A 24,435-nucleotide genomic window follows, 5' to 3' on the forward strand; every position below is an offset into this window, starting at 1 on the left:
ACCAGTGGACCCCTACGACTTCACGATCCCCGCCGGAACCGTCTTCCGGATCCCCGAGATCCGCACCAGCCTTCCGGAAGCCTGCCACCCGCGCTGCGCCGAACTCGACGAGCGCGCTCACACCTTCTCCAGGCCCTACCTCGTGGACTACTTCGGCGACGAGGACCGAGCCGACCGCTTCCTTGCGCAAGGGCACGCCCATTACGCCTGCCTCGGCTATCCCCATGTCCTTGAGGACCGGGCACAGGCCGTCGCCAATTCGATCCTCCCGGCCACGCTGCTCGACGACACCTTCAGCAAGCCTGGCCTCCAGGGCAATCTGACCGCCCTCAAGGAACACCATGCCCAGTGGAGCGCGGTATTCGCCGGCGAGCGTCCACCACCGGAAGCCGACGCGGCCTACCACTTCGTGTACGACTCCATCGAGGCATGCGCGCCCTACGCATCTACCGCTGTTGCCCGACGCCTCCGCGACGGCTGGCAAGACGCGGCGGACGCCTTCCTGGACGAGGCCGTCCACCGCCACCACAACCACACGACCGACCTCGCCGCCTACGCCGAACGGCGCGTGAGGGTTCACTTCCGCACATGGGCATGCGCCCTGCTCGAATTCTCCCTCGGCATCGACCTGGGCCCTCTGGCCGACCACCCGCTGGTCCGGTCCGCCCAGCACTACGCCATCTGGCACCTGGCACTGGCCAACGACTGCTACTCACTCGTCAAGGAACTCAGCGCCCATGAAGCGACGAACACGATCATCGAGCTGATGCGGCACGACCGGCTCGACCTGCAAACCGCGGTCGACAAGGTCGCCGGGCTGGTTCACCGAACCGAGCGGGACTATGTGCGCGTACGCGACGAAATCCGCAGCACATTCGGCGACCGATCCGACGTGGCCGCCTACGCGGACGGACTCGGCTTCTTCATCACCGGAAACCTCCGCATCATGCAGAGCTCCAGCCGGTACCACGGCCTCGACCACGACGGCAGCCGAGTGCTCCCCGGCCCGGTGACCATCACGTACATGCCCACCGTCCACACACCCCGGGGGGAATTCCCCTGCTGAGCACCCGGCGAGGCGTCGTGAGACGTGCTCAGAGGTTGTCGAAGTCGCCCTTTATGACGCCTCCCTTGAACGCTTCCCACTCGCGGGCGTCGAAGAACAAGGGGTCCCGGTCGGGGTTCTTCGAGTCCCGCACGGCGACGCCGCCGCCGGGTAGTCCCGCCAATTCGAAGCAGTCACCGTTGTTCGCGGTGAGGCTGCTCTTCTGCCAGCGCAGTGTCGAAACGTCTGTCGAGTAGAGGTCTGCCTTATCGGCTGCGCTCATCGAGGAAATGCCTCCCCTGGAGTGGTGTGCGATGTCGCGATGACATCCACGAATGCCTGCCAAGTAGCGGCTGTGAAGGTGAGAGTGGTGCGGCGGTCAGGGTCCTTGGTGTCGCGGACGGCATGTACGGAGGTGCTGAGGGTTGTGTGCTCCAGGCAATTGTTGTCGCGCCCGCTGTAACTGCTGGTGTGCCACTGGGCGGGCAACTTCGGTATCACTGCAAGGTCTGCGGAAGTCATTTGCGGTATTCCTCGATGAGTCCTTGGATGAACTTTCGGGACGCTGAAGGTGCCAGCGCTGCTGCGGTGAGTTCTTCCCAGGCGCGGGAATAGTCTTGAACTGTGCTCTCCTGCTCCAGCAATGTTCCACCGTTGAGGTGCTCCAGCCACACCACGTTCATGGATGACGTGCCACGGAACGTGTACAGCCCGAAGGGCGGGTATTGGTTCAGGGGAAGCCTGGCTTTGAGCGGCAGCACTTGGATGGTGACGTTGGGGCGCAGGGATGCCTCGCTGAGCAGAGTCAACTGCTCAATTGCGACGTGTCGGTCGCCCGACAGTCGATGAAGGGCCGGCTCATCGATGACGGCACGCAGGCGGAACCCCAAGTGGTCGTCCAGGAGGCGCTTGCGCGCCATGCGGGTCTCCACGAGCATTTCAGCTTGTTCCTTGGACTGGGAGTAGGAGAACATCTCCCTCATGTATCCCTCGCTCTGAAGGATGCCTGGAACCAGCATGGACTCGTACTCGCGAATCAGCGAGGAATCCGCCTCCAGCGTCAGGTAGTCCCTCAACGTGTCGTGGATCAGGGGTCCTTGCGCGGACCACCAGTCCACCTTGTGCACGTCGCGTGCCAGTTGCTTGATGCGTTCACGGAACCGCTCATCGTCAACCCCGTACAGGTCGAGCAGCGTGCACAGGTCGGCGGGTCGTACACCTCGTTCACCGTTCTCGATCTTGGAGATCTTCGGCTGCCCACAGCTCAAGTGCTCGGCGACCTGAAGGGTGCTGAGCTTGCTGGCTTTGCGGAGAGAACGGAGCTCGTTGCCGAGCCGCTTGCTCCTCATCGTGGGCATGCTCCTCTGTTCCATGGCTGCATGATGGCCCATTCGCAGGGCCCTCTGAGGTGGCATATGCCAAGTCCACTCTGGGGGTGTATGCCTTCTGAGGGAAGACTTGCCCAAGCGCCTCCCGGCAGTCCACTATGACCGTCATCACACAGCGCACCCGAGGTGTGACCCATTGCCCACCCGTGCCTGGCGCGCTGCGCGCGCCCGTGCCTTGGAGACGCCATGACGGTCCCTGTGCAAGATCTGAAACTTGAGATGACCCTCGCGCTCACCCGAATCGAGCTGCCGCAAGTGCGCCGTTTCGTGCGGCTGCAACTGCGGTGGTGGGGGCTGGTCGAGCCGCTGGGGGGCGGCTCGTACCGCGACTTGGGGATCGTGGACGACGCCCTGCTCGTCGTGGGGGAGCTGCTGGCGAACGTGGTGAAGCATGTGCGCGACCCGCGCTGCGGGCTGTCGCTCCGGGTGCGGGACGGGTTTCTGCACGTCGGGGTGCGGGACGACTCGCCGGTGCTGCCTGCGCTGAAGTGGCAAGCGGAGGACGACCAGTTGACGCGGGAGGAAGGCCGCGGCCTGCTGCTCGTCGATCGGCTTACCGAGGGGGACTGGTACGCCGAGCGAACTCCGCCGTGCGGGAAGACCGTCCGGTGCAGGCTGCCGATTCCGCGGCAGGCCCTCGACCGGGGGATGCTGCGCACCGCGGAGTCCGGGTGTGACTGCCGTCCGGACCGGGGCACCCCTCCCGCCCGGCGAACCGACCCCCCGCCCCCACCGCCCCACTGGCACGCCTTCCACTGGTCCGGCCCTGGCCGGCCCACCCGAGCCGAGGAACTGGACGTCGAGTCCGGCAAGCCGCCCGCCGTCAACGCCGCGTCGCGGACGTGGCTGGCCAAGCCGCCGTCGCTGCGTGACGGGCACCTGCCCGACGCCGCGTCCTGCCTCGACTGGCTGGAGCGCAAGCTGGGCGACGACCCGCCGGTCAGCCGCGTACCGCCGGGGCGGATCACGGAGTACGCGCGCGGCGAACTCACGTCGGGCACCCGCAAGTTGCCGCTCGAATGGCCCACCCGGGACGGCCGCGTCGTTCGCCTGATGCTGCTCGCCTGCCCCAGCAGGAGCCGCGCGTTCCCCTGCCCGGGGACCGGCGGGCCGGAGGAGGGCGCACGATGAAGCGGACCGTCGGACGTCTCGTCGACACCTGCCGGCACACCTCCGGCTGGGAGTCCGCCGGAGGCGAGGAACAGTGCCCCGACTGTGGAACGCGCCGCTTCACCGACTACGGCGCCCTGCGCCCGCCCGATCTGCCGTCCGCGGCCCCGACCCCGTCCCCGCGCGACAGCGCCCGCGCGGACCGTGCCGCCGCGACCGTGATTGCCCGCACGGTCCGCCACCTCAGCCACTGGGGCCGCAGCCGCACCGCCTTCTGGCTGCCGGTGGCGACGTGGACGCGTGGGAGCATGCAGGGATGATCGACATCCAAGTACTCAGTGTCTTCTGCGGAACGGACGGCCGGGGCGGCAACGCTCTCGGCGTCGTCCTGGACGGTGCGTCCGTGCCCGGACCGGAGCGGCGGCAGGCGCTCGCCGCCGAACTGGGCTTCAGCGAGACGGTGTTCGTGGACGACGCGGAGAGCGGGGTCATCGACATCTGGACGCCGAGCGTCCGGCTGCCGTTCGCAGGGCACCCGTCCATCGGCGTGGCGTGGCTGCTCAAGGAAGCGGAGGTGCTGCGTCCGGCGGCCGGGGAGGTTCCGGTGCGCAGGGACGGGGAGACCGTGTGGATAGCGGGTCGCCCGGAGTGGGCGTCCGGGCGGCGGATGGAGCGGTACGCGTCCGTCGCCGAGGTGGACGCGCTGCCCGCGCCGCCGCCGGGGGAGGGGTGGCTGTACGCGTGGGCGTGGGAGGACGAGGCGGCCGGCCGCGTCCGGGCGCGGGCGTTCCCGCGGCGCGGGGACTCCGTGGTCGAGGACGAGGCGACGGGTGCGGCGGCCATCGTCCTCACCGGTGAACTGGGCCGCGCCCTGGACATCCGGCAGGGCGCGGCCTCGCGGATCCTGACCCGGCCGCTGCCGGACGGGATGATCGAGGTGGGCGGTCGGGTGCGTTTCGTGGAGCGGCGGACGGGCTGAGGGGGCGGCAGGGCGCCCCTGCCGTCACGCGCTCAGCGGGAACGCCTCGCCGAGCTGCCGGAACATCGCCGTGTTCAGCGCGAACGCGCGCTTGCACTCGGTGATGACCTGCTGCTTCTCGATGTCGTCGAGCGGCAGCGCGTCCAGCAGTTCGCGGTACTCGCGCTTGAAGGCGGCCGGGTTGTCGATCTCGTCGAAGACGTAGAACCGGACGCCGTCGCCCTTGCGGTCGAAGCCCCAGGTCTTCTCGGCGGTGCCGCGGATGACCTGGCCGCCGGAGAGGTCGCCGAGGTAGCGGGTGTAGTGGTGGGCGACATAGCCGGCCGGCCAGTCGCGGGCGCACTCCTGGATCCGGGCGGCGTACGCCTCCGTGGCGGGCAGCGCCACCAGGCCCGTACGCCACTCGGGGCCGCCGAGGTGCGCGAGGTCGCGTTCCAGCTGCGCGGTGCGGGCGAGCTCGGGTCGGATGAACGGGCCCGCGACGGGGTCGTCGGCGAGCGCCGGGGCGGTGGCCTCCAGGGCCCGGTAGACGAACCAGAGCTGCTCGGTGTACCGGCGGTAGGCGGCGATGCCGAGCCGGCCGCCGAGCAGGTCGCTTATGAACGACGAGTTCTCGGCCTCGGTGTGCTGCTCGTGGGAGGCCGTGCGGATGAGCGTGGAGAACGGAGTCGTGGCGGGCGAGTCCAAGGCGGACCTCCGGTGACGGAAGGAAGGGAGTGCGGAGGACGGCCGGCCCACGGGTGCGCCGGGGCGTTCCGCGAACCGATTCTCTCTAGTTAGGCTTACCTAAGTCAATCGTTTTCCCGACGCGCTGTCGGAAAAGACGATACCGCCGTCACCGCTCCCGTGGGAGACCTTCCCCCCGCCCCGGCTTCCGTGCCCCCGGCTACGGCAGCGTCAGGATCTCCGCGCCCGTGTCCGTCACCACCAGTGTGTGCTCGAACTGCGCGGTCCGCTTCCGGTCCTTCGTGACGACGGTCCAGCCGTCCTCCCACATGTCGTACTCGTAGGTGCCCAGCGTCAGCATCGGCTCGATGGTGAAGGTCATCCCGGGCCGGATGAGGGTGTCGTGGTGCGGACTGTCGTAGTGGGGGACGATCAGGCCCGAGTGGAAGGACGAGTTGATCCCGTGGCCGGTGAAGTCACGGACCACGCCGTAGCCGAAGCGCTTGGCGTACGACTCGATGACGCGGCCGATGATGTTGATCCGGCGCCCCGGCTTGACCGCCTTGATCGCCCGGTTCAGCGCCTCCCGGGTGCGCTCCACCAGCAGCCGGGACTCCTCGTCCACGTCGCCGCAGAGGTAGGTCGCGTTGTTGTCGCCGTGCACGCCGCCGATGAAGGCCGTCACGTCCAGGTTGACGATGTCGCCGTCGCGCAGCACGGTCGAGTCGGGGATGCCGTGGCAGATGACCTCGTTGACCGAGGAGCAGAGGGACTTGGGGTAACCGCGGTAGCCGAGCGTCGAGGGGTAGGCGCCGTGGTCGCACATGTACTCGTGCGCGACCCGGTCGAGTTCGTCCGTGGTCACGCCGGGCGCGATGTGCTTGGCCGCCTCCTCCATCGCCTGCGCGGCGATGCGGCCCGCGATCCGCATCCGCTCGATCGTTTCGGCGTCCTGGACCTCGGGGCCGCTGTACGGGGTGGGGGCGTCCTTGCCGACGTACTCGGGCCGCGGGATCGAGGCGGGCACGGGGCGGGCGGGAGAGAGTGTCCCGGGGACGAGAAGTGACTGGCCAGACATGCCTGCGAGTGTAGTCACGGCCGGTCGGGGAGCATGGGGGCGAGAGCCCCGCAGAGGAGGAGACCCGATGGCCCTGTTCAAGAAGCGTACGGCGGGCAAGCCGGGCGAGTGGTACTACTGCCTCAAACACGGCACGGTCGAGGAGGGCCCCGAGTGCCGCGCGGCCGACCGCATGGGTCCGTACGACACCCGCGAAGAGGCGTCCCACGCCATGGAGACCGCGCGCGAGCGCAATGAGGCGTGGCGGCAGGACCCGCGCTGGAACGACGAGCGGGAGGGCGGGGGCGGCGGTACGGGGTGACGGGGTGAGGGCGCGGCCCGTCGATCCCGCGCCCGTCGGCCCGAGCGCCCGTCGGTCCCGTGCCCATTGGCCTCCGGCCCTCGCCTCGCCTCACCTCACGCCGCCTCCGCCACCTCCGTCGCCCGGGCCCGCCGTTCGCGCATGCGGACGGCGTGCTCGTCGGTGCGCTGGTCGTAGGAGAGGAGCTTGGGCAGGGCGAGGGCCAGCAGGCCCACCGAGGCCACGCAGGCCAGGCCGCCCGCCCACACCGAGGCGCGGACGTTGGTGAGGGCGGCCATCCCGCCCGCGCGGACCTGGCCGAGCTGTGGGCCGACCGAGTAGGAGAGCAGTTCGATGCCCGCGAGGCGGCCGCGCAGCTCGTCGGGGATGGTCTGGTCCCACATCGCCGAGCGGAACAGGCCGCTGACCGTGTCGGCCGCGCCGGCCAGCGCCAGCATCACCAGCACCAGCCAGATCGAGTCCATCCAGCCCGCAAGGGCCATCGCCGCGCCCCAGGCGAGCGCCGCCCCGGCCACCATCCGGCCGTGCCGGTGGATGCGGGAGACCCAGCCGCTGGTCAGGCTGACCGCCAGGGAGCCGATGGCACCGGCCGCGTACATCAGGCCGAGCGCCCAGCGGGCGTCGAGGTCGTCGGCGAGGAACGGGAAGACCGCGTTGGGGAAGGCGAAGAACATCGCCGCCATGTCGACCGCGTAGGTGCCGAGCAGTTCCTTGCGGTTCCAGGCGTAGCGGGCGCCGTCCAGGATGCCGCGCAGGGACGGCTTCTCCGCGTCGTGCGCGGCGGGGGAGGCGGCGAGGCCGACGGTGAGGAGGACGGAGATCGCGTAGGAGGCGATGTCCAGGGCGTAGGCCCACTCCAGTCCGCCGAAGGCTATGATCACGCCCGCCAGCGACGGTCCGGCGATGGCGCCGACCTGCCAGCGCATCGTGTTCAGCGCGATGGCGGCGGGGAGTTGATCGTGCGCGACGATGCGGGGGACGATCGACTGGAGGGCCGGGCGCTGGAGTCCGGTGAGCGCGCTGACCAGGCCGGCCACCACGTAGAGCGGCCAGACCAGCGGGTGCGGCAGCAGGGTGTTGAGCAGCAGGAGGCCGCTGAGGACGCCGAGTCCGGCCTCGGTCCAGAGGATCAGTTTGCGGCGGTCGAGGGCGTCCGCGAGGGCACCGCCCCAGAGGCCGAAGACGATCAGCGGGACGAGCTCCACCGCGCCGATCGCACCGACGGCGAGGGCCGAGCCGGTGAGCTCCTTGAGCTGGACCGGGAGGGCGACGAAGGTCAGGAAGCTGCCGAAGACGGTGACGAGCCCCGCCATCCACATCCGCCGGAAGTCGCGCGACGAGCGCCAGGGGGTCAGGTCGGGGAGGAGGGACCGCAACCGGCCCAGGGGGGCAGCGGCGGCGGGGGTGGCTGGGGATGCAGGGGGGTCTTGCTCGGTCACGGGGGACCATGGTCCGTGGGCGGACTGTTCCGAGCAAACGTTTTTCCCCTGGCGCCGGGCGGGGCGTGAGCTCCAGAAGGAGCGGAGGGGGCGGAGGGTGTGGCGGCGGGCAAATCCCCGGAATGTCGCGAAAAGCCCACGATGTACGGGAAGTTTGCGGTGTGTGGCGGGCCTGCGGTGCCGGTCGGGGCGGCCGCGCCCGCCGCGCCCGTGGTGGGCGACGCGTCCGCGGCGCGTGACGGGTCTCACGCGGGAGGGGGCGGGGGAAGCCGACGGCGCGGAGGTGCGCGCCGAGTGCCGGGGAGGCGCCTTACGCGCCCGGAGGCGCCGCGCGAGCCCGTTCACCACGGCTCCGGGGGAGGGGCCGTGAGCCGGGCGGCCAGCCGGGAGAGCCGGTCGCGGAAGCGGCGCCCGGGCGGTACGTCCTCGCCCGCTGCGGCGCTGACCAGGTGCTGGACTGTGTCCAGATCCAGCCCGGCTGAGGCTGGCGCGGACAGGACCTCGTGGGCGAGCGTACGGAGCTCCCGCGCATCACCCCCCGTCGCCCCGGCCCCGCCGTCCGGCGTTCCGCCGTCCAGCGCGAGGACGGTCGCCCCGCCGCGCCGGACGTCGTCCACCCGCTCCAGCAGCGCCTCCCCGGGCGGCGGGCCGCCCTGCGGCGCCACCACCAGCAGCGTCCGGCCACGCCCGGCGCCCGTCAGCCGGTCGAGACCGGACGCCAGGTGCGCCGGGGCCCCGGGCGGCACCCGGTGGCGGACGAGCGTGGGGTGCAGCCCGGGACGGCCGGACCGGGCGGCCTCCTCGTCCAGGTGCGCCGCCAGGTGCCAGGGTTCGTACTCCGCCGTCCCGAGGAGCAGCAGCCCCCCGCCGTGCGCCCCGACCGAGCCGCGCAGCGCCCCGGCGAAACGGCGCGTGTCCCGCAACCACTCGGTCCCGGCGAGCACTTCGCGCAACAGCGCGACACGCACAGCGTCCATGGCTCACCATCCTTCCGCGACACGCCGGGCGAAAAACCGGGACCGGGTCCGGCTCACCCGTTCGTGCCCCGGTGGTGCTGCGCCCGGCCGTCTCGGGACGGCCGGGCGTGGGCGTGACAGTATCGCTGTCATGACGAGTTCTGTTGACGCAACAAAGCCTTCTGTAAAGGACCCTTGGGACCTTCCGGACGTTTCCGGCCTTGTGGTCGGTGTGCTCGGCGGCACCGGTGACCAGGGGCGTGGTCTCGCCTACCGGCTGGCCAAGGCCGGCCAGCGAGTGATCATCGGCTCCCGGGCCGCCGAGCGCGCCGAGGCGGCCGCCGCCGAACTGGGACTGGGCATCGAGGGCGCCGACAACGCCGCGTGCGCGCGGCGCAGCGACGTGGTGATCGTCGCGGTGCCGTGGGACGGGCACGGCAAGACCCTGGAGGCGCTGCGCGAGGAGCTCGCGGGCAAGCTCGTGATCGACTGCGTGAACCCGCTCGGCTTCGACAAGCAGGGCGCCTACGCGCTGAAGCCGGAGGAGGGCAGCGCCGCCCAGCAGGCCGCCGCCCTGCTGCCGGAGTCGCGGGTGACGGCCGCGTTCCACCACCTGTCCGCCGTCCTGCTCTCCGACCCGGAGATCGAGGAGATCGACACCGATGTGATGGTGCTCGGCGAGAACCGCGCCGACACCGACATCGTCCAGGCGCTGGCCGCCCGCATCCCCGGGATGCGCGGCGTCTTCGCGGGGCGGCTGCGCAACGCGCACCAGGTGGAGTCGCTGGTCGCCAACCTGATCTCGGCCAACCGCCGCTACAAGGCGCACGCGGGGCTGCGGGTCACCGACATCTGAGGCCTGTCGGGCGGGTCTGGGGGGCTTCGCCCCCGAACCCCCGGGTCCTCAAGTGCCGGACGGGCCGAAATCAGCGCGCCCGGCGCTTGAGGACACCGCGCGGAAGGGGCGGGACCGGGGCAGGGCCCATCGGCCGGGGTGCGCGTGGGGCCGCCGACGGGCATGGGGGACAATGACCGGGATCGTACGCACTCGCGTCAGGTCCCCGTTCACGTCCCCGTCCACGGACAGGAGCCGTTCCCCATGCCCCGCCTCGCCCTCTTCGCCCTCGCCACCTGCGTCCTCGCGGTGGCGGCGGCCGTCGTCTCCTTCACGCGGGGCAGCTGGCTCGGCGTCGTCTGGATCCTGCTGGCGGGCGTCGCCTCCAACATGGCCTGGTACTACCTGCGCAAGCAGAAGGCCGACCGCGAGGCGGAGCGGGCGGCGGCGCTCACGGAGTGAGCGCCGGGGCGTCCTCGGGGACGGCCGTTCGGGGCGGTCACCCGACGCGGGTCCACCGCCACATCTCGTCCGGGGACGGGATGGACTAGGGAGCGTCCCAGAAGCGGAACAGCTGACGTCCCCAGTAGGCGTCCCAGTCGTCCACGCCCAGCACCTTCATGACCGAGTACACGAGGTCGAAGAACGCCTCGTTCACCTCCGGGATCATCAGGAACCCGAACAGCGCCAGGAACCCGAACGGCGCGAACGGCTCCACCTGCCGGCGCGCGCCCGGGGAGAGCCACGGCTCGATGATGCCGTAGCCGTCCATGCCCGGCACGGGCAGCAGGTTGAGGATGGCCGCCGACACCTGGAGCAGCACCATGAAGCCCAGCGCGTAACGGAAGTTGACCGGCACCCCGTCCAGCGCGCCCAGCCAGAACGGCGCCGCGCAGACCACCGCGAACAGCACGTTCGCCAGTGGCCCGGCCGCCGAGACAAGGCTGTGCTTCCACCGGTCGCGGATGCGGTGCCGCTCGATGAAGACCGCGCCGCCGGGCAGGCCGATCCCGCCCATGATCACGAACACCACGGGGAGCACGATGCTCAGCACGGCGTGGGTGTACTTGAGCGGGTTGAGGGTGAGGTACCCCTTCGCCCCCACCGTGATGTCCCCGCCGTGCAGGGCGCTGCGCGCGTGCGCGTACTCGTGGAGGCAGAGCGAGACGATCCAGCCGGAGACGACGAACAGGAACACGGCGAAGCCGGGGCTGGCCGCGTAGTCGGTCCACACCGCCCACATGGACGCCGCCATCACGGCGACGAGGGCGAGGAAGACGGGGCTCACGCGCCGCTCGGCGTGCGTCGCGTCGGATGCCATGGCGATGTGCTCCAGGGGGTGTGCGGTACGGCCGGGGGCCCGGCTCGGGGACGTACCGGCCGACGGTACTTGGTCCCGGCCGGAAAGTCGTAACGGGTCCGGAGCCCGAGCGGGGACAATGTGCCGGTGCGCTACGGCATCCTCGGTACCACCCAGGCCCATTCCGACGACGGTCGGCCCGTCGCCCTCGGCGGCGCCCGGCTGCGCGCGCTGCTGGCCGCGCTCGCCCTGCACCCGGGGCGGGGGCGCACCGCGGGCACGCTCATCGACCTCGTGTGGGGCGACGAGCCCCCGGCGGACGCGCCCGGCGCGCTCCAGGCGCTCGTCGCCCGGCTGCGGCGGGTCCTCGGGGCCGGGGCGGTGGAGTCGGTGGCCGGCGGCTACCGGCTGTGCGCGGGCTCCGACGACGTGGACCTGCACCGCTTCCAGCACCTGGCCGACGAGGGCGGGCGGGCGCTCGCCGACGGCGACCCCGTGAAGGCCGTCGGCCTCCTGGAGGACGCCCTCGGCCTGTGGCGCGGCCCGGCCCTCGCCGACCTCCCCGGGCACGAGGCGCTCGCCGCGCGGCTGGACGCCCGCCGCCTCGACGCGCGGCGCGGGCGGCTCGTGGCGGCCGTCGCCCTCGGCGACGCGGCGGACACCCTGCCCGAGCTGGCCGAACTCTGCGCCGAGCACCCCCTGGACGAACCGCTCCAGGCCCTGCGGCTGCGCGCCCTGCGCGCGGCGGGCCGGCCGGCGGAGGCCCTCGCCGCCTACGAGGAGATCCGCGCGGCCCTGGCTGACCGCCTCGGCGCCGACCCGGGGCCGGAGCTGCGCGCCCTGCACGCGGAGCTGCTGGACGCGGGGGAGCCGGACGTGGGCGGACGGCCGGGACGGGTGGGACTGCCGGGACTGCCAGGACGGCCGGGACGGACAGGACGGGCGGACGCGCACGCGCCGGGTGCGGTGGCCGGTACTCCACGCGCGCCCGGTGCCGCCGGGGCGAACGGGACGAATGAGGCGACCGGGGGCGGTATGCCCGCCTCCGCGCCCCCCGCGCCCGCCACACCCCCCGCCCCCCGCGGCAACCTCCGAGCCCGGTCCACCTCGTTCGTCGGCCGGGAGGACGACCTGCTCCTGATCCGGCGGGACCTGGAACGGCACCGGCTCGTCACCCTGCTCGGCCCCGGCGGGGCCGGGAAGACGCGGCTGTCGCAGGAGGCCGCCGAGGCCGCCGCGCGGGACACCGGCGCCTGGCCGGACGGGGTGTGGCTCGCCGAGCTCGCGCCCGTCGACGACCCGGCGACCGTCGCGGAAGCCGTGCTCACCACCCTCGGCGGGCGCGAGACCGTCGTGCGCGGCAGCGCCGCGGAAGGTTTGCGGGCCGCCTCCGACGCCACCGCGTACGACCCGCTGGCCCGGCTGGCCGAGGTGTGCGGACCCCGCCGCCTGCTGCTCGTCCTCGACAACTGCGAGCACCTCGTCGACGCCGCGGCCCGGCTCGCCGAGACGCTGCTCGCGCACTGCCCCGGCGTGACCGTGCTCGCCACCAGCCGCGAACCGCTCGCCGTGCCGGGCGAGCTGGTGCGCCCGGTGGATCCGCTGCCGGACCCGGTCGCGCTGCGGCTGCTCGCCGACCGGGGCGCCGCCGCGCGCCCCGGCTTCCGGACCGAGGACGACCCCGAGGCGTGCGCGGAGATCTGCCGCCGGCTCGACGGGCTGCCGCTCGCCATCGAACTCGCCGCCGCCCGGCTGCGGATGCTCACCCCGCGCGGCCTCGCCGACCGGCTCGACAACCGCTTCCGGCTGCTCACCTCGGGCAGCCGCACGGTCCTGCCGCGCCAGCAGACGCTGCGGGCGGTCGTCGACTGGTCCTGGGACCTGCTCGACGCCCCCGAACGCGCCGTCCTGCGCCGGCTGTCGGTCTTCGCGGGCGGCTGCGACCTGGCGGCGGCGGAAGCGGTGTGCTCGGACCCCGGTACCGCCGGGAACGCTGCCGCCACCGGCCCGGAGGTGCCCGAGGAGGACGTCGCCGTGCTCGTCGGCTCGCTCGTCGACAAATCGCTCGTCGTCGCCGCGCCCGCGGCCGACGGGGAGATGCGCTACCGGCTGCTGGAGACCGTGGGGGAGTACGCCGGGGAGCGGCTGGACGAGGCCGGGGAACGGGCCGCCGTCGAACGCCGCCACCTCGTCCACTTCCGGGAACTCGCCCGCACCACCGAGCCGTTGCTGCGCGGCCCCGGCCAGCGCGTCCTCCTCGACCGGCTGGAGCGCGAGCACGACAACCTGCGCACCGCCCTGCGGCGGGCGGTCGCCGCACGGGACGAGCAGGAGGCGCTGTGCATGCTCCACTCCCTCGGCTGGTTCTGGCACCTGCGCGACCACCAGGCCGACGCGCGCATCTGGTCCGAGGCGGCCATGGGGCTGGGCCCCGACCCTTTCGCCGACCCCCTCGAACCGGCCCCGCCGCTGTACGACCGGTGCATCGACGCGCCGCCGCCCATGCGGCACGAGCTCCTGATGGAGGCCCGGCGCGGCGTGCATCTGTACTGGCTGTCCAGCAGCGAACTGGACATGCAGGTGGTCAGCAGCCCGGAGATGCTGGCCAAGATGCGCCGCATCATCGCCGCCTACGGGCCGGGACAGCCCCAGAACTGCCGGACGCCGGGGTCCACCTGGTACTTCGTGCGGTTGCTCACCGGTGACACCGCCAGCCTCCAGCAGTGCCTGGACGACACGATCGCCATGTGCCGGGAGCTCGGCTACGACTGGGAGCTGGCCTTCCACCTCCAGCACCGGGCCAAGCTGCGCAACGAGATACCGGGCCGCGCGGGGCAGGGGCTGCGGGACGCCTACGAGAGCCTGGAGCTGTTCCGGAGGATCGGCGACGCCTGGGGCGTGGCCGAGGCCCTGGCCGGCCGGGGCGAGAGCCACGAGCGGCGCGGCGCCTACGCCGAGGCGGTGCAGGACTACCGCGAGGCGATCGACAGCGCCCGCGACCTGGGCTCCGGCGGTCAGATCCCGCTGCTCCGGGCCCGGCTCACCGACATGCTGATGGAGTCCGGTGAGGTGGACGGCGCGGAGGGCGAACGGCTGCTGCGGGCCGCGCTGGAGGAGGCCGAGGACCTGAACCCCGAGGCCACGTACTTCATCCGGGTCTCGCTCGGCGTCCGGGTCGCCCGCAACGGCGGCCACGCCGAGGCGCGGGAGCTGTTCGAGGGCCTGCTCGACGAGCTCCGGGACCGCTCCATCCGGCTCTTCGTGGGCATGATGAACGGGCTGCTCGGCTGGGTCGACATCCTGGAGGGGAAACCCGCCGAAGCCCTTCCCAGGGTCCGCGAGGCGCTGTCGGCGTCCGACGACCCGCTGACCGTGCTGGTCGCCGCGCACCTGCCCGTGATGCAGCTGCTGAACGGCGCCCTCGCCCACGCCGCCCTCGCCCACGCCGAGCCGGCCGGGGACGGGCACGCGGCGACGGCCGCCCGGCTCCTCGGCGCGGTCGACGCCCTGCGGCCCGAGGGCCTCCACCCGTCGTCCGTCGAGCGGGAGACCACGGAGCGGGCGACGGCCGGGGCCCGGGCCGCCCTGGGCGGGGAGGCGTACGGGCGGGCGTACGCCGAGGGCGGCCGGCTCTCCCTGGAGGAGGCCGCCGCCCTGGTGTGAGGTGCCGTGGCCGGGGGTCCGGCACGGCCTCATCTCATATCCGGCTCGCGTTGTGCGATCTCGTGTTGCGCGACCTCGCGTCGTGGGGCCTCGCGTTGTGCGATCTCGCGTCGTGCGGCCTCCTCACGGGGTCTCACCTCGTGTGATCTCACCTCGTGCGGCCTCACGTCTTGCGGCGGAACCGGGAGACCGCCAGCGGCGCCGTCACGGCGGTGATGCCCACGGCCCAGGCCAGCGTCATCCAGACCGACTCGGCCACCGGGCCGCCTGTGCACAGGTTGCGGGAGGCGTCGGCGAGGTTGGCCAGCGGGTTGTAGTCGGTGAAGGTCTTCAGCCAGCCCGGCATGGTGTCCGGTTTGACGAAGATCGAGCTGGCGAACTGGAGCGGCATCAGGACGAGCATGCCCACGCCCTGCACCGCCTGGGCGGTCTTCATCGTCAGACCGATCAGGATGAAGATCCACATCAGGGCGGCGCCGAACACCACGCTCAGCACCACCGCGGCCAGCAGGTGCAGCACGGAGGTCTTGATCTCCAGCCCCAGGGCGAACCCGATGCCCAGCTGGACCGCCACGGCGATCAGCAGCCGGCCGATCTCGGTGACGACCTTGGCTATGAGCACCGACGACCGGGCGATGGGCATGGTCCGGAAACGGTCCATCACCCCCTTCCGGAAGTCCTCGTTGACGCCCGAGCCCACCGCCATCGCGATGTTGAGGCCGGTCATGGCCATCAGGCCGGGCACCAGGTGGTTCACGTACGCCTGCTGGCCGCCGGCGAGCGCACCGCCGAAGACGTACACGAACATCAGCGTGAAGATGATCGGCATCAGCAGGACGTCGAACATCGACTCCGGGTCCTGCTTGAGCTGGAGCATGTTGCGGCGCGCCAGGGCGCCGATGTGCCGGAGGTGGGAACGGAGGGGCAGCCGGCCCTCGTCGGCGGGCGCCGCCACGGGCGCGCTGATCGTCGCCGTGCTCATGCGGCGGCCTCCTGGAGTACGTCGGTGGGCGCGTCGTCGGTCAGCGAGGTCTTCTGGCCCGTGATGGCCAGGAACACCTCGTCGAGACTGGGCAGATGGGTGTTGATGCCGGCGAGGGTGAAGCCGCGGTCGCCCAGCATGGTGACGACGGCGGTCAGCTGGTCGTCGCTGACGATCGGGATGTTGATCAGGCCCTCGGCCTCGTCCATGGTGGCGCCGGCGATGCCGTCCAGCCCGGCCTGGGCCACCGCGCCCACCATGCGGGGCAGTTCGGCGCGGTCGGCCGGACGGATCTGCAGGGTGCGGCCGCCGACCTTGGCCTTCAGCTCGTCGACCAGGCCGCCCGCGATCACCCGCCCCCGGTCGATGACCGTCAGCTCGCTCGCGAGCTGCTCGGCCTCCTCCATGTACTGGGTGGTGAGCAGGACCGTGGCGCCCTCCCGCACCAGGTGCTGGACCTCGGCCCAGACCTCGTTGCGGGTGCGGGGGTCGAGGCCGGTGGTCGGCTCGTCCAGGTAGAGCACGGAAGGCCGGCCGGTCATGGAGGCCGCCAGGTCCAGCCGGCGGCGCATACCGCCCGAGTACTGCCCGGCGGGCCGCTTGGCCGCCTCGGTGAGCGAGAAGCGCTCCAGCAGCTCGTCCGCGCGGCGCCGGGCGTCCTTGCGGGACAGGTCGAGCAGCCGGCCGATCATGTAGAGGTTGTCGAAGCCCGAGAGCTTCTCGTCGACCGAGGCGTACTGGCCGGTCAGCCCGATCACCCGGCGCAGCTGCCGGGGCTGGGACAGCACGTCGTACCCCGCGACCCGGGCCGACCCGGCGTCGGGGCGGATCAGCGTGGACAGCACCCGCACCAGAGTGGTCTTGCCCGCGCCGTTGGGGCCGAGGACACCGAGGACGGTGCCCTCGCGGACGTCCAGGTCGACCCCGTCCAGGGCCTTGGTCTCGCCGTAGTGCTTGACCAGCCCCCGGACCTCGACGGCGTTCCCGCCGCTTGTGGGGATGTCGTTTCGTGTCATGGGAAGAGGTTGGCAGAGGCCACTGACAACGAGCCGATATTTTTCCGACAGGGCCCCGACATGGAACCGCCGGGCGGCCGTGGCGGCCACCCGGCGGGTGGTGGGACCGTGCGCGACGCGGTCCGGGGGCGGTCCCGGCGCGCGCGGTGTCCGTTACCGGATGCCCTCACCGGGCGCCCGGGCCCAGCTCAGTGGAAGGCGTGCTCCGCGGCCGGGTAGGCCCCGCCGACGACGTCCTCGGCGAACTCCTTGGCCGCGCCGCCGAGTACCTCGCGCAGGTTCGCGTACTGCTTGACGAAGCGCGGTACGCGGCCGCCGGTCAGGCCCGCCATGTCCGTCCACACCAGCACCTGCGCGTCGCACTCGGAGCCCGCGCCGATGCCGACGGTCGGGATGTGCAGGCTGCGGGTGACCTCGGCCGCCAGCTCGGCCGGGACCAGCTCCAGCACCACGGCGAAGGCGCCCGCGTCCTGGGCGGCCTTGGCGTCGCGCAGCAGCTGCTGTGCCGCCTCCTCGCCGCGCCCCTGGACCGGGTAGCCGCCGAAGGCGTTCACGGACTGCGGGGTGAGGCCGACGTGGGCCATGACCGGGATGCCGGCCTGGACCAGCAGCTCGATCTGCTGGGCCGAGCGCTCGCCGCCCTCCAGCTTGATCGCGCCGACGCCCGCCTCCTTCACCACCCGGGTGGCGTTGCGCAGCGCCTGGACCGGCCCCTCCTGGTACGCGCCGAACGGCAGGTCGGCGACGATCAGGGCGCGCTTGGTGCCGCGGACCACGGCGGCGGCGAGCAGGGTGATCTCGTCCATGGTGACGGGCACCGTGGACTCGTAGCCGAGGTGACAGTTGCCCATCGAATCGCCCACGAGCAGGACGGGGATGCCCGACTCGTCGAAGACGGACGCGGTCATCGCGTCGTAGGCGGTCAGCATGGGCCACTTCTCGCCGCGCTCCTTGGCGGCGGCTATGTCACGGACGGTGATGCGCCGGGAACTCGTCCCGCCGTACAGCGCCTTGCCGGGCTTCTCGCCCGCGGGGCTGCTGCCGGCCGATGTCACGGCATGCGTCATGGCTGTGGCTCCTGTGATGTCGTCTCGAAGCGCCCTTGCGGCGTCCCCGGATCCCCTCCATGCTGACACGCGGGGCCACGGCGAGGAAGACACCTCCGGTAACAAGGGGTGGCACGGGATGACAGCTCCCGGTACGGCCCCCGATGCGGCCCCCGGTGCGCTCCCGGCGGTCGCACTCGCCGGTCGCTTTTGCCCGCAGGGCAAAGCCTTTCCAATACGGAACGGTGCCGTATCGGAAAGAGGGCTACCGTGGTGATATGACAATCCCACCCGGTGATGCGCCGGTGCGCCAGGTGCCGGAGGCCGTGCACAGGAGGCGGTGGGCGATCCTCGCCGTACTGCTGTTCAGCCTGCTCGTCGTCGTCCTCGACAACTCGATCCTCAACGTGGCGATGAAGACCATCGCGTCGCCCCCGCCCACCGGCCTCGGAGCCACCCAGAGCCAGCTGGAATGGGCGATCAACTCCTACACCCTCGTCTTCGCCGGCATCCTCTTCACCGCCGGCCTGCTGGGCGACCGGCTGGGCCGGAAGAAGGTCCTGCTCTTCGGGATGGTCGTGTTCGGGATCGGCTCGGTGCTCTCCGCCACCTCCGGCTCGCCCGGCGAACTGATCTCGTTCCGCGCGGTGATGGGCTTCGGCGGTGCCTTCGTGATGCCCGCGACGCTCGCCATCATCATGAACGTCTTCGAGCGCGACGAGCAGCCCAAGGCCGTCGGCATATGGGCGGGTGCCGTCGGACTGGCCATCGCCATAGGCCCGATCACCGGCGGCATCCTCATGGACCACTTCTGGTGGGGCTCGGTCTTCCTGGTGAACGTGCCGATCGTGATCATCGCGGTGATCGCGATGGTGGTGCTCGTCCCCGACTCCCGGGACCCGGCGCCGGGCCGCCTCGACCCCCTCGGCGTGCTGCTGTCGGTCGTCGGCCTCGTCCTGCTCGTGTACGGCATCATCAAGGGCGGCCAGCTCGCCGACTTCACCGTGCCCGAGGTCTACGGCACGGTCGGCGGCGGACTGCTCGTCCTCGCCCTCTTCGTCCTGCACGAGCGGCGCAGCGGCCATCCCGCCCTCGACATGCGGTGGTTCCGCAAACCGCAGTTCTCGGCGGCCGTGACGTCGATCGGGCTCGTCTTCTTCGCGCTGCTGGGCGTCACCTTCTTCACCGTCTTCTACACCCAGAGCGTGCGCGGCTACAGCCCGTTGCAGAGCGGTCTGCTGCTGCTCCCGCTGGCCGCCGCGCAGATGTTCTTCGCGCCGCGGGCCCGGCACGTCGTGGCCCGGTTCGGCGGCCGTGCCGTCTGCTCGGGCGGGATGCTGCTGGTGGCGATCACCATGTCGGGGTTCGTGCTGCTCGACGCCGACACCCCGATCTGGGTCCTGGAGGTGTTGTTCTTCTTCCAGGGCACCGCGATGGCGCACGTCATGCCGCCCGCCACCGTTTCGATCATGCAGTCCCTGCCGCGCGAGAAGGCCGGCTCCGGATCGGCCGTGAACAACACCTTCCGGCAGGTCGGCGGCGCCCTCGGGGTGGCCGTGCTCGGCTCGGTGCTCTCCACCGTCTACCGCGACGGCATCGCCGCCCGGCTCGACGCCGTCCCCGGGCTGTCCGGCTCCGCCCGGCACGCGGCCGGCGAGTCGATAGAGGGCACCCTGGGCCTCGCCGGGAAGCTCGGCCCCGCCGGGCAGGACCTCGTCGTCCCCGCCCACGACGCGTTCCTGCACGCCATGCACGTCACCGCCCTGGGGGCGGCCGGGGTCGCCGCCCTGGGCGCGCTCGTCGCCGGCATCTTCCTGCCCGGCAGGAACGCGGCCCCGCGCCCCGGCGCCGACCGGCCCACCGAGCGACAACAGGCGGGAGCCGGCCGGTGAGCGGCGCGGCGCGGGAGACCGGCACCCTCCCCGTCCAGCAGCGCGGACGGCCGCGCAGCGCCGCCGTCGACACCGCCGTGATCGAGACCGTCCTGCGGCTGCTGGAGGAGGGCGTCACCGTCAGCGAGCTGTCCATGGAACGGATCGCCCGCGAGGCCGGCGTCGGCAAGGCCACCGTCTACCGGCGCTGGGCCGGCAAGGAGGCGCTGATGCTCGACGTCCTGCGCTCCCTGGAGGAATCCGCCCCCGAGCTCACCGGCGCCTCCGTCCGCGACGACCTCGTCGCCCTGCTGGACTTCCTGCGCCGGCGCGGGCTGGCCAAGCGCTCCTCCGCCGTGATGCGCACCGTCGTCGCCCAGGTGCAGGCGCAGCCCCGGGTGTGGAAGGAGTACCACGACACGGTCGTCGCCTCCCGCCGGGAGGCGTTCCGCGCGGTCCTGCGGCGGGGCGTGGCGACCGGCGAGATCCGTGCCGACGCCGACGTCGATCTGCTCATCGACCTGTTCGTCAGCCCGATGCTGGTGCGGGCGGTGCTCCACGAGTGGCGGGAGCTGCCGCCGGGGCTCGCGGAGGGGATCGTGGACATGGTCCTGGAGGGGGCGCGGCCGGGCAGGCGCGGGGGCGGGGGTACGGAAGGACGGTGACGCGGGTTCGTTTCCGGTCGCAGTTTCCGGTCGCAGTTCCCAGACATCGTTCCCAGTCGTCGTTCCCGGTGGTCGTTCCCCGCCCTCGCTTCCGGTCGTCGCATCCGGCCGTCGCGAATATGCCCGTTGTGTCACAGCCCGCCCGCATGGCCCGTCCGCAGGAACCCGTCCGGGCCGACGGGCCGTCCTCCACCCCGACGCCCCTCTTCGGAGGGGCGGGGAAAGCCCCGCCCGCGGTGATCACAGAACACGGTTGATCACCTATCGTCGGGTGACGGGAAGCAGCGAGACCGAGTGAGGACATGCGGATGCCGCAGGCGCACATGCAGGAGACGGGCCGAGAGGGAACCGGCCCGGAGCGGGCGGGTTCCGGGGTCCGACGCCTCGTGGGCGGGTGGCAGGGCCCGGGAATCTGGCGGCGCGGACTGGTGATCGCGATCCTGGCGCTGGTGCTGGGACTGCTGATGCTGCTCCACTCCAGCATCCCCAACCGGGTCGGCAACCTCGGCAGCCTCACGGAAACCTTCCTGCCCTGGTTCGGACTCCTCGTCCCGGTCCTGCTCGTCCTCGCGGTGCTGCGCCGCTCCGCCACCGCGCTGATCGCCGTCGTGCTGCCGGCCGTCGCCTGGGTGAACCTCTTCGGCGGCCTCCTCACCGACAAGTCCGGCTCCGGCGGCAACTTCACCGTCGTCAGCCACAACGTGAACGCCGAGAACCCCGACCCGGCCGGCACCGCCCGCTCCCTCGTCGCGTCCGGCGCGGACGTGGTGGCGCTGGAGGAGCTGAGCGACGCCTCCCGCTACGAGCGCGCCCTCGCGGGCAGCTACCGCTACCACTCCGTCCAGGGCACCGTCGGCATCTGGAGCAAGTACCCGATCGCCGACGCCCGCCCCGTCGACATCCGCATGGGCTGGACCCGCGCCCTCCGCGCCACGGTCAACACCCCCCAGGGCCCCGTCGCCGTCTACGTCGCCCATCTGCCCTCCGTACGCGTCAAGTTCAACGCCGGCTTCACCGCGGGCCAGCGCGACAACAGTGCCGCCGCCCTGGGCCGTGCCATCGCCGCCGAACCCGTCAAGAAGGTCGTTCTCCTCGGTGACCTCAACGGCACCATGAACGACCGCTCCCTCGCCCCCGTCACCTCCCAGCTGCGCTCGGCCCAGGGGGCGGCCGGGGACGGGTTCGGCTTCAGCTGGCCGGCGAGCTTCCCGATGGCCCGGATCGACCAGATCATGGTGCGCGGGATGGACCCGAAGTCGGCGTGGACCCTGCCGGAGACGGGGAGCGACCACCTGCCGGTGGCGGCGCGGGTGAAGCTCTGAGGCACTCGGAGGCCGGGCCCCGGTCCCGTCCCACCCCGCGGAGTGACCGCCGACACCGACGTCGCGCGATAGAGGGACCACGGCCGGACCCCGCACCCCGCCGGAGAATCAGCGGCACACTGCCGTCAGAGACTCTCGGCGAGAGGAAGCCCGACGTGGCCAGCACCTACTACGGCTGCTGCTTCAAAGACGGTCGCCCCTGCAAGCACGGGCCGCTCAACACCGCCATCTATGTGAGCAACCCCGACGACGATGTGGAACGGCAGATCACCCAATGCCGCGTCCTCGTGTCCAACCGTCGCGGGAACGTCGTCATGACGGTGGCGGAGACGAGGCCGGACGACCTCCTGGCCGCCCGTGAGGGATGGGGCCGGATCATGACGGCGGTCGCGGAAGAGGCGGTGGACGCCATCGTCGTCCACAGTCCCGCCACGGTCGGACTGGACGCCGGCGGGTTCGAGGTCCTGAAGACGGACTTCTACGACCGGGCCGTCCTGATGAGCGCGATCGGGCGCCCCGAGTACGGCCTGTACGACCCGACCGTGATCGAACAGCCGAGGGCACAGGATCAATGAGGGCGGCGCGCGCGGCGCGCTCCCGGGGGCCGGGGGCGACCCCGTTCCAGGCGCACACTGGAAGCATGTGCCGCAGCATCAAAACGCTCAGGCCCCCGTTCACCCCCGACCCCGGCGAGGACGACGTCCGCGCCGCCGCGCTCCAGTACGTCCGCAAGGTCTCCGGCTTCCGGGCCCCGGCCGCCCACAACCGGGCCGTTTTCGACGAGGCGGTCGACGCGGTGGCGGAGGCGACCGCGCGGCTGCTGGAGGGGCTGGAGGTGCGGGGGGCTCGTCAGCCGTAGCGGTCGAGGAGGGCGGGGACGAGGTCGGGGCGGCCGAGGCCGGCCCCGGGGGCGGCTCGCCCCCGCGGGTGGGCGCAGGGGGCCGCGAACGCGCGGGTGGCGGCCCGGGAACAGCCGTCCGAACGGTTCCCCCCCCCGGTCGCCGTCAGGCCCCCTCGCGCCACCGGTTGGTGATCGGCAGGCGCCGGTCCTTGCCGAAGCCCTTCGCCGAGATCTTCGTGCCCGGCGGGTACTGGCGCCGCTTGTACTCGGCGGTGTCCACCAGTCGCAGCACGCGTGTGACCAGTTCCTCGTCGAAGCCCTCGGCGACGATCTCCGTGCGGCCCCGGTCCCGGTCGACGTAGAGCTCCAGGATCCGGTCGAGGACGGGGTAGTCGGGGAGGGAGTCGGTGTCGACCTGGCCCGGGCGGAGTTCGGCGCTCGGGGGCTTGGTGATGGAGTTCTCGGGGATGGGCGGGGTCTCGCCGCGTTCCTCGGCGGCGCGGTTGCGCCACCGGGCGAGGCGGAAGACGCCCGTCTTGTAGACGTCCTTGATGGGGCCGTAGGCGCCGACGGAGTCGCCGTAGAGCGTCGAATAGCCGCACGCCAGCTCGGACTTGTTGCCCGGGGCGAGGACGATGTGGCCCTCCTGGTTGGAGATGCCCATGAGCATCGTGCCGCGCAGCCGCGACTGGAGGTTCTCCTCGGCGAGGCCGGTGAGCCCGAGGGCGCCCATGTAGGCGTCGAACATCGGCGCGATGGGCACGGTGCGGAAGTTGAGGCCGGTGCGGCGGGCCAGTTCCTCGGCGTCGGCGAGCGAGTGCGCGGAGGAGTAGCGGGACGGCATGGCCACCCCGTACATGTTCGCCGCGCCGACCGCGTCGCAGGCGATCGCGGCCACGAGCGCCGAGTCGATGCCGCCGGAGAGCCCGATGAGGACGCTCCGGAAGCCGTTCTTGGCGGCGTACGCGCGCAGGCCGGTCACCAGGGCCGAGTAGACCTCGGCGTCGTCGTCCAGGTGGTCGGCGACGGTGCCGGGGAAGGCCGGTTCGTAGGCGGGCAGTGGGTCGGCGGAGACGGTGACGTGGTCGACGCGCAGGCCGTCGTCCACCGTGCCGGACGGGGGGCCGGCGGGGGCGGCGGGCAGGTCGAGGTCGAGGACGAGGCAGGTCTCCTCGAACTGCGGCGCGCGGGCGATCACCCGGCCGTTCCGGTCGACGACGATGGAGTCGCCGTCGAAGACGAGCTCGTCCTGGCCGCCGGTCATGGCGAGGTAGGCGGTGGTGCAGCCGGCCTCCTGGGCGCGCCTGCGCACCAGCTCCAGCCGGGTGTCGTCCTTCTCGCGCTCGTACGGCGAGGCGTTGACCGAGACCAGCAGCCCGGCCCCGGCCGAGCGGGCGGCGGGCACCCGGCCGCCCTCCTGCCACAGGTCCTCGCAGATGGCGAGCGCCACGTCCACCCCGCGCACCCGGACCACCGGCATGGTGTCGCCCGGCACGAAGTACCGGAACTCGTCGAACACGCCGTAGTTGGGCAGGTGGTGCTTGGCGAACGTCAGCACGGCCCGCCCGCCGTGCAGCACCGCCGCCGCGTTGAGCGGGGCGCCGGCGGGGCGGCCCAGCCGGGGGCGGTCCTCCTCGCTGCGGTCCAGGTAGCCGACGACCACCGGCAGCTCGCCGAGGCCCTCGTCCGCCAGCCGGACGGCGAGCGCGCGCAGCGCCTCCCGGCTCGCCTCGACGAAGGACGAGCGGAGCGCGAGGTCCTCGACGGGGTAGCCGGTCAGCGCCATCTCGGGGAAGACCGCGAGGTGGGCGCCCTGCCCGGCGGAGTGGTGGGCCCCGCGGAGGATCGCCTCCGCGTTCCCGGCCAGGTCGCCGACGGTGGAGTCGATCTGGTTGAGTGCGAGACGAAGTTGAGCCACGCCGCCAGTCTAAT

General features: G+C 72.2%; 25 protein-coding genes. 13 read left to right on the forward strand and 12 right to left on the reverse strand.

All coding sequences use genetic code 11. The annotated features are described in order from the left end of the window. Positions 1-4: 4 nt before the first annotated feature. The gene (locus tag HN013_RS01790; RefSeq protein ID WP_171162114.1) at positions 5-1,066 is read left to right on the forward strand and encodes a terpene synthase family protein; all 1,062 of its coding nucleotides are present in this window, start codon (positions 5-7) and stop codon (positions 1,064-1,066) included. A gap of 28 nt (positions 1,067-1,094) precedes the next feature. Here HN013_RS01790 and HN013_RS01795 read toward each other — a convergent pair whose 3' ends face one another. Genes HN013_RS01795 through HN013_RS01805 form a run of 3 tightly spaced genes read right to left on the reverse strand, consistent with a single transcriptional unit; the run spans position 1,095 to position 2,418 of the window. Next, positions 1,095-1,328 (reverse strand): DUF397 domain-containing protein, encoded by a 234-nt coding sequence (locus HN013_RS01795; protein ID WP_171162116.1) that lies wholly within the window; start codon positions 1,326-1,328, stop codon positions 1,095-1,097. Beyond that, entirely contained in the window at positions 1,325-1,567 is a 243-nt protein-coding gene (locus HN013_RS01800; protein ID WP_171162118.1) for a DUF397 domain-containing protein, read from the reverse strand. The genes HN013_RS01795 and HN013_RS01800 overlap by 4 nt, the downstream gene beginning before the upstream one ends. Continuing rightward, complete coding sequence (locus HN013_RS01805) at positions 1,564-2,418, reverse strand: helix-turn-helix transcriptional regulator (protein WP_171162120.1); 855 nt, start codon at positions 2,416-2,418, stop codon at positions 1,564-1,566. Before HN013_RS01805 ends, HN013_RS01800 begins: the two co-directional genes overlap by 4 nt. A gap of 201 nt (positions 2,419-2,619) precedes the next feature. Between HN013_RS01805 and HN013_RS01810 the strand changes: the two genes are divergently transcribed. Genes HN013_RS01810 through HN013_RS01820 form a run of 3 tightly spaced genes read left to right on the forward strand, consistent with a single transcriptional unit; the run spans position 2,620 to position 4,522 of the window. Next, positions 2,620-3,564, forward strand: coding sequence for an ATP-binding protein (locus tag HN013_RS01810; RefSeq protein ID WP_171162122.1), 945 nt, complete (start codon positions 2,620-2,622; stop codon positions 3,562-3,564). Then, a complete protein-coding gene (locus HN013_RS01815; RefSeq protein ID WP_171162124.1) occupies positions 3,561-3,863 on the forward strand; it encodes a DUF6255 family natural product biosynthesis protein in 303 nt (100 codons plus the stop codon). The genes HN013_RS01810 and HN013_RS01815 overlap by 4 nt, the downstream gene beginning before the upstream one ends. Next, positions 3,860-4,522, forward strand: a complete 663-nt coding sequence (locus tag HN013_RS01820) for a PhzF family phenazine biosynthesis protein (protein WP_171162126.1) — start codon at positions 3,860-3,862, stop codon at positions 4,520-4,522. Before HN013_RS01815 ends, HN013_RS01820 begins: the two co-directional genes overlap by 4 nt. 24 nt (positions 4,523-4,546) lie before the next feature. Here HN013_RS01820 and HN013_RS01825 read toward each other — a convergent pair whose 3' ends face one another. Together HN013_RS01825 and map are read right to left on the reverse strand one after the other, a co-directional pair. Further along, a complete protein-coding gene (locus HN013_RS01825; protein WP_171162128.1) occupies positions 4,547-5,209 on the reverse strand; it encodes a heme oxygenase (biliverdin-producing) in 663 nt (220 codons plus the stop codon). 199 nt (positions 5,210-5,408) lie between these two features. After that, entirely contained in the window at positions 5,409-6,266 is an 858-nt protein-coding gene (gene map / locus HN013_RS01830; RefSeq protein WP_171162131.1) for a type I methionyl aminopeptidase, read from the reverse strand. Positions 6,267-6,333: 67 nt separating this feature from the next. Between map and HN013_RS01835 the strand changes: the two genes are divergently transcribed. Further along, a complete protein-coding gene (locus HN013_RS01835; RefSeq protein WP_171162133.1) occupies positions 6,334-6,567 on the forward strand; it encodes a hypothetical protein in 234 nt (77 codons plus the stop codon). Between the two features lie 95 nt (positions 6,568-6,662). Here HN013_RS01835 and HN013_RS01840 read toward each other — a convergent pair whose 3' ends face one another. Continuing rightward, complete coding sequence (locus HN013_RS01840) at positions 6,663-8,006, reverse strand: MFS transporter (RefSeq protein WP_398977963.1); 1,344 nt, start codon at positions 8,004-8,006, stop codon at positions 6,663-6,665. Between the two features lie 341 nt (positions 8,007-8,347). Next, entirely contained in the window at positions 8,348-8,983 is a 636-nt protein-coding gene (locus tag HN013_RS01845; RefSeq protein WP_171162135.1) for a hypothetical protein, read from the reverse strand. A 130-nt stretch (positions 8,984-9,113) separates the two neighbouring features. On the opposite strand from HN013_RS01845, the gene npdG reads away from it, so the two are divergent. Both npdG and HN013_RS01855 read left to right on the forward strand, forming a co-directional pair. Beyond that, the gene (gene npdG / locus HN013_RS01850) at positions 9,114-9,818 is read left to right on the forward strand and encodes an NADPH-dependent F420 reductase (protein WP_171162137.1); all 705 of its coding nucleotides are present in this window, start codon (positions 9,114-9,116) and stop codon (positions 9,816-9,818) included. Positions 9,819-10,061: 243 nt separating this feature from the next. Continuing rightward, a complete protein-coding gene (locus tag HN013_RS01855) occupies positions 10,062-10,259 on the forward strand; it encodes a hypothetical protein (RefSeq protein ID WP_171162139.1) in 198 nt (65 codons plus the stop codon). A gap of 85 nt (positions 10,260-10,344) precedes the next feature. On the opposite strand, the gene HN013_RS01860 is transcribed toward HN013_RS01855, so the two are convergent. Continuing rightward, on the reverse strand, positions 10,345-11,118 hold the full coding sequence (locus HN013_RS01860; protein WP_171162140.1) for a site-2 protease family protein: 774 nt from the start codon (positions 11,116-11,118) through the stop codon (positions 10,345-10,347). A 126-nt stretch (positions 11,119-11,244) separates the two neighbouring features. Here HN013_RS01860 and HN013_RS01865 point away from each other — a divergent pair, with 126 nt between their 5' ends. Further along, positions 11,245-14,760: a BTAD domain-containing putative transcriptional regulator gene (locus HN013_RS01865; RefSeq protein ID WP_171162142.1), complete on the forward strand. Its 3,516-nt coding sequence runs from the start codon at positions 11,245-11,247 to the stop codon at positions 14,758-14,760. A gap of 163 nt (positions 14,761-14,923) precedes the next feature. Here HN013_RS01865 and HN013_RS01870 read toward each other — a convergent pair whose 3' ends face one another. The 3 genes from HN013_RS01870 to panB form a co-directional block, all read right to left on the reverse strand. Beyond that, on the reverse strand, positions 14,924-15,742 hold the full coding sequence (locus HN013_RS01870; protein WP_171162144.1) for an ABC transporter permease: 819 nt from the start codon (positions 15,740-15,742) through the stop codon (positions 14,924-14,926). Next, positions 15,739-16,758 (reverse strand): ATP-binding cassette domain-containing protein, encoded by a 1,020-nt coding sequence (locus HN013_RS01875; protein WP_171162146.1) that lies wholly within the window; start codon positions 16,756-16,758, stop codon positions 15,739-15,741. Before HN013_RS01875 ends, HN013_RS01870 begins: the two co-directional genes overlap by 4 nt. A gap of 188 nt (positions 16,759-16,946) precedes the next feature. Further along, entirely contained in the window at positions 16,947-17,825 is an 879-nt protein-coding gene (panB, locus tag HN013_RS01880) for a 3-methyl-2-oxobutanoate hydroxymethyltransferase (RefSeq protein ID WP_171162148.1), read from the reverse strand. A 257-nt stretch (positions 17,826-18,082) separates the two neighbouring features. On the opposite strand from panB, the gene HN013_RS01885 reads away from it, so the two are divergent. From HN013_RS01885 to HN013_RS01905, 5 genes are all read left to right on the forward strand, one after another. Continuing rightward, positions 18,083-19,696: an MFS transporter gene (locus HN013_RS01885; protein WP_171162151.1), complete on the forward strand. Its 1,614-nt coding sequence runs from the start codon at positions 18,083-18,085 to the stop codon at positions 19,694-19,696. After that, entirely contained in the window at positions 19,693-20,340 is a 648-nt protein-coding gene (locus tag HN013_RS01890; protein WP_171162153.1) for a TetR/AcrR family transcriptional regulator C-terminal ligand-binding domain-containing protein, read from the forward strand. The genes HN013_RS01885 and HN013_RS01890 overlap by 4 nt, the downstream gene beginning before the upstream one ends. Before the next feature lie 308 nt (positions 20,341-20,648). Next, entirely contained in the window at positions 20,649-21,662 is a 1,014-nt protein-coding gene (locus HN013_RS01895; protein WP_171162155.1) for an endonuclease/exonuclease/phosphatase family protein, read from the forward strand. A 155-nt stretch (positions 21,663-21,817) separates the two neighbouring features. Next, entirely contained in the window at positions 21,818-22,237 is a 420-nt protein-coding gene (locus tag HN013_RS01900; protein WP_171162157.1) for a hypothetical protein, read from the forward strand. Between the two features lie 65 nt (positions 22,238-22,302). After that, a complete protein-coding gene (locus tag HN013_RS01905; RefSeq protein WP_171162158.1) occupies positions 22,303-22,521 on the forward strand; it encodes a DUF2277 domain-containing protein in 219 nt (72 codons plus the stop codon). Positions 22,522-22,666: 145 nt separating this feature from the next. On the opposite strand, the gene HN013_RS01910 is transcribed toward HN013_RS01905, so the two are convergent. Further along, on the reverse strand, positions 22,667-24,421 hold the full coding sequence (locus HN013_RS01910) for an NAD+ synthase (protein ID WP_171162160.1): 1,755 nt from the start codon (positions 24,419-24,421) through the stop codon (positions 22,667-22,669). Positions 24,422-24,435: the final 14 nt, after the last annotated feature.

The organism is Streptomyces sp. I05A-00742 (assembly GCF_013055795.1).
Taxonomy (GTDB): Bacteria; Actinomycetota; Actinomycetes; order Streptomycetales; family Streptomycetaceae; genus Streptomyces.

Coding starts and splice junctions, on each gene's coding strand:
- HN013_RS01855 (WP_171162139.1), top strand. CDS start 10,062: ATGCCCCGCCTCGCCCTCTTCGCCCTCGCCACCTGCGTCCTCGCGGTG.
- HN013_RS01895 (WP_171162155.1), top strand. CDS start 20,649: ATGCCGCAGGCGCACATGCAGGAGACGGGCCGAGAGGGAACCGGCCCG.
- HN013_RS01810 (WP_171162122.1), top strand. CDS start 2,620: ATGACGGTCCCTGTGCAAGATCTGAAACTTGAGATGACCCTCGCGCTC.
- HN013_RS01820 (WP_171162126.1), top strand. CDS start 3,860: ATGATCGACATCCAAGTACTCAGTGTCTTCTGCGGAACGGACGGCCGG.
- HN013_RS01835 (WP_171162133.1), top strand. CDS start 6,334: ATGGCCCTGTTCAAGAAGCGTACGGCGGGCAAGCCGGGCGAGTGGTAC.
- HN013_RS01815 (WP_171162124.1), top strand. CDS start 3,561: ATGAAGCGGACCGTCGGACGTCTCGTCGACACCTGCCGGCACACCTCC.
- npdG (WP_171162137.1), top strand. CDS start 9,114: ATGACGAGTTCTGTTGACGCAACAAAGCCTTCTGTAAAGGACCCTTGG.
- HN013_RS01860 (WP_171162140.1), bottom strand. CDS start 11,118: ATGGCATCCGACGCGACGCACGCCGAGCGGCGCGTGAGCCCCGTCTTC.
- panB (WP_171162148.1), bottom strand. CDS start 17,825: ATGACGCATGCCGTGACATCGGCCGGCAGCAGCCCCGCGGGCGAGAAG.
- HN013_RS01885 (WP_171162151.1), top strand. CDS start 18,083: ATGACAATCCCACCCGGTGATGCGCCGGTGCGCCAGGTGCCGGAGGCC.
- HN013_RS01795 (WP_171162116.1), bottom strand. CDS start 1,328: ATGAGCGCAGCCGATAAGGCAGACCTCTACTCGACAGACGTTTCGACA.
- HN013_RS01845 (WP_171162135.1), bottom strand. CDS start 8,983: ATGGACGCTGTGCGTGTCGCGCTGTTGCGCGAAGTGCTCGCCGGGACC.
- HN013_RS01870 (WP_171162144.1), bottom strand. CDS start 15,742: ATGAGCACGGCGACGATCAGCGCGCCCGTGGCGGCGCCCGCCGACGAG.
- HN013_RS01800 (WP_171162118.1), bottom strand. CDS start 1,567: ATGACTTCCGCAGACCTTGCAGTGATACCGAAGTTGCCCGCCCAGTGG.
- HN013_RS01875 (WP_171162146.1), bottom strand. CDS start 16,758: ATGACACGAAACGACATCCCCACAAGCGGCGGGAACGCCGTCGAGGTC.
- HN013_RS01905 (WP_171162158.1), top strand. CDS start 22,303: ATGTGCCGCAGCATCAAAACGCTCAGGCCCCCGTTCACCCCCGACCCC.
- map (WP_171162131.1), bottom strand. CDS start 6,266: ATGTCTGGCCAGTCACTTCTCGTCCCCGGGACACTCTCTCCCGCCCGC.
- HN013_RS01805 (WP_171162120.1), bottom strand. CDS start 2,418: ATGGAACAGAGGAGCATGCCCACGATGAGGAGCAAGCGGCTCGGCAAC.